The sequence below is a fragment of the Citricoccus sp. genome (assembly GCF_032154715.1).
GTDB lineage: Bacteria > Actinomycetota > Actinomycetes > Actinomycetales > Micrococcaceae > Citricoccus.
Window position 1 is genome coordinate 1 of sequence record NZ_JALDXU010000130.1, and the last position, 6,957, is coordinate 6,957.

Annotated in this window: 8 protein-coding genes and 1 tRNA gene; 3 read left to right on the forward strand and 6 right to left on the reverse strand. The window is 71.3% G+C overall.

Annotated features, from left to right (window positions below; all coding sequences use genetic code 11):
- Positions 1–493, reverse strand: a 493-nt coding sequence (locus tag RUH65_RS14760) for a PspC domain-containing protein (RefSeq protein WP_313818369.1), incomplete at its 3' end; no start/stop codon positions are given.
- Between the two features lie 124 nt (positions 494–617).
- Between RUH65_RS14760 and RUH65_RS14765 the strand changes: the two genes are divergently transcribed.
- Positions 618–1,910, forward strand: coding sequence for a PspC domain-containing protein (locus RUH65_RS14765; RefSeq protein ID WP_313818371.1), 1,293 nt, complete (start codon positions 618–620; stop codon positions 1,908–1,910).
- Positions 1,907–2,554: a response regulator transcription factor gene (locus tag RUH65_RS14770; protein WP_313818373.1), complete on the forward strand. Its 648-nt coding sequence runs from the start codon at positions 1,907–1,909 to the stop codon at positions 2,552–2,554. The genes RUH65_RS14765 and RUH65_RS14770 overlap by 4 nt, the downstream gene beginning before the upstream one ends.
- A gap of 2 nt (positions 2,555–2,556) precedes the next feature.
- Here the strand turns inward: RUH65_RS14770 and RUH65_RS14775 are convergent, their stop codons facing one another.
- The 5 genes from RUH65_RS14775 to RUH65_RS14795 form a co-directional block, all read right to left on the reverse strand.
- Positions 2,557–3,180 carry an ATP-binding cassette domain-containing protein gene (locus RUH65_RS14775; protein ID WP_313818374.1) on the reverse strand — a complete coding sequence of 208 codons (624 nt, stop codon included), beginning with the start codon at positions 3,178–3,180 and terminating at the stop codon, positions 2,557–2,559.
- Positions 3,177–4,031: an ABC transporter permease gene (locus RUH65_RS14780; RefSeq protein ID WP_313818376.1), complete on the reverse strand. Its 855-nt coding sequence runs from the start codon at positions 4,029–4,031 to the stop codon at positions 3,177–3,179. Before RUH65_RS14780 ends, RUH65_RS14775 begins: the two co-directional genes overlap by 4 nt.
- Positions 4,028–4,882: a molybdate ABC transporter substrate-binding protein gene (gene modA / locus RUH65_RS14785; protein WP_313818377.1), complete on the reverse strand. Its 855-nt coding sequence runs from the start codon at positions 4,880–4,882 to the stop codon at positions 4,028–4,030. The genes RUH65_RS14780 and modA overlap by 4 nt, the downstream gene beginning before the upstream one ends.
- Entirely contained in the window at positions 4,882–5,322 is a 441-nt protein-coding gene (locus RUH65_RS14790) for a TOBE domain-containing protein (protein WP_313818378.1), read from the reverse strand. Before RUH65_RS14790 ends, modA begins: the two co-directional genes overlap by 1 nt.
- A gap of 152 nt (positions 5,323–5,474) precedes the next feature.
- Positions 5,475–6,692 (reverse strand): pyridoxal phosphate-dependent aminotransferase, encoded by a 1,218-nt coding sequence (locus RUH65_RS14795; protein WP_313818379.1) that lies wholly within the window; start codon positions 6,690–6,692, stop codon positions 5,475–5,477.
- Between the two features lie 191 nt (positions 6,693–6,883).
- Here RUH65_RS14795 and RUH65_RS14800 point away from each other — a divergent pair.
- Positions 6,884–6,956: transfer RNA gene (locus RUH65_RS14800), tRNA-Trp, on the forward strand.
- Position 6,957: the final 1 nt, after the last annotated feature.

Consider the following 6,957-nt stretch of genomic DNA (forward strand, 5'->3'; position numbering starts at 1 on the left):
CCGAGCCGGCGGCCGGGTCCGTGCCGGACCACAGTTCCCGGGGCCGGCCGCGCCCGCCGTTCTGGGACAGGACCAGCCAGACGAAGAAGCCGATGATGCCCAGGCCGATCACGCTGCCGAAACTCCAGAAACCGTCACTCCGGCCGAGGAAGCCGGGCCAGTTGAAGAGGTTGCCGATGCCGAGCACGGTGAAGACGAGCGCGCCCGTCATGCCGGCGGTCCACCGTCCCTGGCCCGCCTCCCGGGAGTGGACGCGGCCGTCCGGCTCCGGCAGGAACATCCAGGCCAGGCCGTAGAACAGCACGGTCAGTCCGGAGGTGAGCAGGGTCAGGACCACGAACAGGGCGCGGCCCAGGGTGCGGTCCATGCCGATACGGTCGGCCAGGCCGGCGACGACGCCACCCATCCAGCGGTGGGGGGAGCGCACGGTGTGCAGCGAGTCGATCCAGGTGTAGAAGCCGCTGGTGCTGCCGGGGGCGGGGTTCTCGTTCATGACTCCATCGTCCCGGCTGCGGGTCCCGGGCGGTATCCGGGGAGCCCCTGATCGGACCCGGAGAACCCCCGGATCTGAGTCCGTAGCGCCACCCGGATGCCGCCGACTGAGGCAGGATGGAGCCATGACCACTGTCCTCACCCGCCCCCGGGAGCACCGGGCCATCGCCGGCGTCTGCGCGGGCCTGGCCCGCTATCTCGGCCTGCCCGTGGCGTGGGTGCGGGTCGGCGTCGTGGCCCTGGCGCTGCTCAGCGGGGTCGGCGTGGTGTTCTACGCCTGGTTGTGGATCTTCGTCCCGGATGAGCAGGAGGCCGTCGTCGGGGCCGCCGAACCCGTGCGCGGGGCCGCTGAGCAGACTCGGCCGTGGGCCATCGGAGACCGGCTCGGGGACCGGCTGAGTGAGCGGATCGGCGGCCGGCTCGGCAGTTCGGCCGGGCGCGGCTGGCAGGTCATCGTCGGCATCGTGCTCCTCGTGCTGGCCGCGGCCCTCACCCTGCAGATGACCGGGATTCGGCTGAACTGGGGTCTGATCGGGCCGGCCGCCGTCGTGCTCCTCGGGGTGGCGCTGGCCTGGCTGCAGCTTGACTCCCTCCGGGGCGATGCCACGGACCGGGCCGGACGGACCCACCGCATCACCTCCCTCGTGCTCGGCCTGCTGCTGGTCATGGCCGGCATCCTGGCGCTCGCCGCCGGCGTCGTCGGTGCCCAGGACATGTGGCTGGGGCTCGTCGTCGCCATCGTCATCCTGGCCGGCGTCGTGCTCGTGGCCGCCCCGTGGGTGATCAAGCTGTGGCGGGACGCCGCCGCGAAGTCGTCCGCGCTCGCCGTCCAGACCGAACGCGCGGAGATCGCCGCGCATCTGCACGACTCCGTGCTCCAGACCCTGGCCCTGATCCAGAAGAACGCGGACGACTCCGCCATGGTCGCCCGGCTGGCGCGTGCCCAGGAGCGTGACCTGCGCCAGTACCTCTACGCCGACCCGACCCGCCCCGACGGGAACCTGACGGACCGGCTGCAGGACCTGGCGGCCGCCATCGAGGACAACCATGGCCAGCCGATCGAGGTCGTCACGGTCGGCGTGGCCACCGGGCCCTGGCTCGACCCGCTGCTGCAGGCCTCCCGTGAGGCCATGCTCAACGCGGTGCGCCACGCGGGACCGGCGCGCGTCTACGCCGAGGCCGGCCCGGCCGCCGTTGAGATCTTCGTCAAGGACCGGGGCGACGGCTTCGACCTGGACGCCATCCCGCAGGACCGGCTCGGCATCCGCGAATCCATGGTCGGCCGCATGGAGCGCGCCGGCGGGACGGCCACCATCTCCACCGGCACGGGCGGCACGGAGGTCCGGCTGCACCTGCCGGTGCCCGAGCACGCCACAGGCCGTGGCACAGCAGAGGCCACAGAAGGGGCAACACCATGACCACACGCGTTGTCATCGTCGACGACCACGCCATCTTCCGCACCGGCCTGAAAGCCGATCTGGATCCGGCGGACATCGCGGTGGTGGGGGAGGCCGGGGACGTCGACGCGGCCATCCGGATCATCCACGAACTCGAACCGGAGGTGGTGTTGCTGGACGTGCACCTGCCCGGGGGCAAGGGCGGCGGCGGGGCCGAGGTCGCGGCGTCCTGCCAGGATCTGGCCCCCGAGGTCAGATTCCTGGCGATCTCCGTGTCCGACGCCGCCGAGGACGTGGTCTCCGTCATCCGCGCCGGCGCCCGCGGCTACGTCACCAAGACCATCTCCGGGGCCGAGGTCTCCGAGGCCGTGCAGCGGGTGGCCGGCGGCGACGCCGTGTTCTCGCCGCGGCTGGCCGGCTTCGTCCTGGACGCCTTCGGCACCGCGGACGTGGCCGTGCGGGACGAGGAACTCGACCTGCTCTCGGCCCGCGAACTCGAGGTCATGCGACTGATCGCCCGCGGCTACACCTACCGCGAGGCCGCGAAAGACCTGTTCATCTCCGTGCGCACCATCGAGACCCATGTGTCCAACGTGCTGCGCAAGCTCCAGCTCTCCAACCGCCACGAACTCACCCGCTGGGCGGGGGAGCGGGGGCTGCTCTAGATTCAGCTCTTGATCTGGAACTCGGCATCCGCCAGCGCCGCCACATCCGCCGCGTGGTGCGTGACGAGCACCGTGGTGAGATCCGCCAGGACCTCGGCGAGCAGCTCGCGGATCTGCGGGACCACCTGGGCGTCCAGGGCGGACAGCGGCTCGTCCAGCAGCACCAGGTCCGGCCCCGAGGCCAGCACCCGGGCGATCGCCGTGCGTTGGGCCTGGCCGCCGGACATCTCCCCGGGCCGTCGTGAGGCCAGCTGCCCCACCCCCACCCGCTCGAGCCAGTCCCGGGCCGCGTCCCGCCGGTCCTTCCGGCCCACGACGCCGGCCCGGGCCAGCCCGAAGGCGACGTTCGCCTCGGCCGGGAGGTGGGGGAAGAGCAGGGGGTCCTGCGTCAGGTAGCCGACATTCCGGCGTCGTGCCGGGGTCCAGGTGTGCTCGTCGAAAAGAGTCCTGTCCCCGAGCCGGGCGTGCCCGGCCTCCGGCCGCAGCCAGCCGGCGAGGGCGGACAGCACTGTGGACTTGCCGGAACCATTGGGCCCGGTCAGGGCCAGGGTCTGTCCCTCATCCACGGTGACGGCGAGGTTCACCCCTCGTTCGGGGACGACCACGCGGCAGTCCAGGCCGGTCATGCCCGTGCGCCCGTCCGCCGGCTGTCCCGGCGCCCATCCCGGCGCCCATAGGCCACGGTGATGACCACGAGGGCCACCACCACGAGGACGAGGGAGAGGGCGACGGCGGCCTCCGGATCGGTCTCGCGCTCGAGGTAGACCTGCAGCGGTAGAGTGCGCGTGGTGCCCTGCAGGGAACCGGCGAAGGTGATCGTCGCCCCGAACTCTCCCAGGGCGCGGGCGAAGGTCAGCACCAGCCCGGCGACGAGCCCGGGCACCAGGAGCGGCAGCGTCACGGTCAGGAACGTGCGCAGCGGGGAGGCCCCCAGGGACAGCGCGGTGCGTTCATGGGCCTCACCGCGGGTCAGCAGGGCACTCTCCAGGGCCACCACCAGGAACGGCAGGGAGACGAAGACCTGCGCCAGGACCACGGCCGCTGATGTGAAGGCGACCTCGATCCCGAGCAGCTGCAGGTGCTCGCCGATCAGCCCCCGCCGCCCGAACGCCTCCGTCAGCGCGATCCCCCCGACCACGGGCGGGACCACCAGCGGCAGCAGCACCAGTGACCGGGCCAGGCTGCGGCCCGGGAAGTCCAGGCGGGTGAGCACGAGCGCCAGCGGAGTGCCGATCATCAGGCAGATCGCGGTGGCCGTCAACGCGGTCCGCAGGGAGAGTCCGAGGGCATCCAGCGCGGAGGGTGAGGTGAGCAGTCCAGGCAGCCGGGTGAGGTCCACGCCGGCCATCAGGGCGACGAACGGCACCAAGAGCGCGGCGCCGCCCAGGATCCCGACGACGGCCAGTCCGGCCGGCGGGCGGACGCGCACCTCCCGGCCCTGAACCTTGAGGGCCGAGCGTTTACGGCGGGCCGTCACGGAGCGCCGAACCCATCGGCCTCGAGGACCGACTGGCCCTCCTCGGAGAGCACGTACTCGACGAAGCGCTGGGCCAGCTCGGGATGCTCCGGGCCGTTCTCCGCGGCGGCGTCCAGCACGGTGATGGGGTAGGTGTTCACGGCGGAGTCGGCGTTCTCGAGTCCGATGGCCGTCACGGATTCGCGGGCACCGGCACTCAGGGCGTCCGTGACGTAGACCAGGCCGGCGTCGGCCTCGCCGGAGGTGACTTTGCCGAGCACGTCGGTGACGCTGGACTCCTCGCTGACGGGCGTCAGTTCCACGCCGGCATCCTCTGCCAGGGTGAGGGCGGCGTGACCGCACGGGACCTGGGGGGCGCAGACCACGAGCTTCACGCCCTCGGCCGCCGCGTCCTCGAGGGAGGTGATATCGGGGGCGTGGTGGGCGGGGGTGTCGCCTGGGTGCTCGGCGGGGGTGACGAGCGTGAGGAAGTTGGTGGCGAACGCTTCTGGCTCCCCGGCGTTCTCCCCGGCTGCTACCACGGTGTCCATGTTCGGTTCGTCGGCTGAGGCGAAGACGTCGGCGGGGGCACCGGCCAGGATCTGCTCCGCGAGGGAGGACGAGCCGGCGAAGCTGTAGGCGACCTCGACCCCCGGGTTCTCCTGCTCGAAGCCCTCCGCCAGCTCCTCGAAGGAGTCGCCCAGGGACGCTGCAGCGAAAACGGTGAGGGTGGTGCTGGCGGCGGCCCCGCCACTCGACGGAGCGGTGCCGCTCGAGGGGACACTGCAGCCGGCCAAGACCACGCCGGATCCCAGGATGAGGCCGAGTGCTGCTCCGATTCCTGCCCGGTGGCGTCCGGGACGGCCCCCCATCAACCGTCGCCCCGTTCAGTGCGTTCAGGACGTTCAGGACGTTCGGTGCGTTCCACGATGACGGTCGTCGCCTTCACCACTGCTGTGGCGGGCATCCCGGGCTCGAGACCGAGGTCCCGGGCCGCCTCCGTACTCATGAGGGAGACCACCCGGAAGGGGCCGCACTGCACCTCCACCTGGGCCATGACGGTGTCCATGACCACGTCCGTCACGAGCCCGTGGAAGCGGTTGCGCGCCGAGGAGGGGACGCCGTCCGCACCGGGGCCTTGGTGGGAGCTGTTGCCGTACTTGACCAGCTGGGCCACCTCGACGCCGTCCACGGCCGCGCGACCGGAGCCGTCCGTGTGGGCGCTGAGCCGGCCAGAGGTGACCCAGCGGCGGACGGAGTCGTCGCTCACGCCGAGAAAGCGGGCGGCCTCAGAGATTCGCAGAAGCGTCATGAAGTCACCCTAATCGACGCAACTGCGGATCAATACCTCCATCTGATCCTCATCTGCACTGACACCCGTACCCGCACCCGCACCCGCACTGGAACTCGCACCTGCGTCTGCCGCGTCCTGTCCTGTGCACTGTGCTGGGTGTTGGGCGCTGGTCAGCGGGCGAGGAGCTGCTGGATCCGGCCGATGCCCTCGGCGAGGTCGTCGTCGCCCAGGGCGTAGGACAGGCGCAGGAAGCCGGAGGGGCCGAAGGCCTCGCCGGGGACGACGGCGACCTCGGCCTCGTCGAGGATGTAGCCGGCCAGCTCGGCGGAGGTCTGGTGCTTCTCGCCCAGCGCGCCGCGGACGTCCACGTAGGCGTAGAAGGCCCCGGCCGGCGTCGGGCAGGAGAATCCGGGCACCGCGTTGAGCCCCTCGACGATGGCCTTGCGGCGGCGGTTGAAGGCCGCCTTCATCTCCTCGACGGCGTCCAGCGGCCCGGCGACGGCGGCGAGGGCCGCGCGCTGGGAGACGTTCGCGACGTTGGAGGTGGCGTGCGACTGCAGGTTGGTGGCCGCCTTGATGATGTCCACCGGGCCGGCCATCCACCCCACGCGCCAGCCGGTCATGGCGTAGGTCTTGGCCACGCCGTTGAGGATGATGACCTGCTCGGCCATCTCCGGCACGGCGGCGGCGATCGAGGTGAAGGGGACGCCGTCATAGGTGAGGTGTTCGTAGATCTCGTCGGTGACCACCCAGAGGCCACGGGACACGGCCCACTGGCCGATCGCGGCGGTCTCCTCCGGGTCGTACACGGCGCCGGTGGGGTTGGAGGGCGAGTTGAACAAGAACACCTTGGTCCGTTCGGTGACCGCGACCTCGAGCTGGTCCACGGTGACCTTGTAGCCGGTCTCCGGGCCGGCGAACACCTCGACCGGCACGCCGCCGGCCAGGCGGATGGACTCGGGGTACGTGGTCCAGAACGGGGTGGGGACGATGACCTCGTCGCCCGGATCCAGCAGGGTCGCGAAGGTGTTGTAGACGGCCTGCTTGCCGCCGTTAGTCACCAGGACCTGCTGGGGTTCGATCTCGAAGCCGGAATCCCGCAGCGTCTTCTCCGCGATGGCCTGCTTCAGCTCGGGCAGACCACCGGCGGGCGAGTAGCGGTGGTTCCGGGGGTCCTGGGCGGCGTTGACGGCCGCCTCGACGATGTACCCCGGGGTGGGGAAGTCCGGCTCTCCGGCGCCGAAGCCGATCACCGGTCGCCCGGCGGCCTTGAGGGCTTTGGCCTTGGCGTCGACGGCGAGGGTGGCAGATTCGGCGATCGAGCCGATGCGCTCGGAGACGCGGCTGCGGGGCGGGGTGGGCTGCGAGGTGGACAGCGAGCTAGACATGGGGTCCTTCCGGCGGGCGGTTTCCGGGGGTCGTCGCGATCCAGCCTAGTGGTACCCGGCACGCTCGTGCCGGTGTGTGCGCCCCGGAGAAGCTGCCGGTTCGACTCACTGCCCCCGATGGCGTAAAGTTGATCCCCGGTGTTGAAAAGCACCAGGCTGGGCCGTGCCGTGGGAAACCACATCCGGCCCCTAGGGTAGTGGCGCAATTGGTAGCGCAGCGGTCTCCAAAACCGCAGGTTGCAGGTTCGAGTCCTGTCTACCCTGC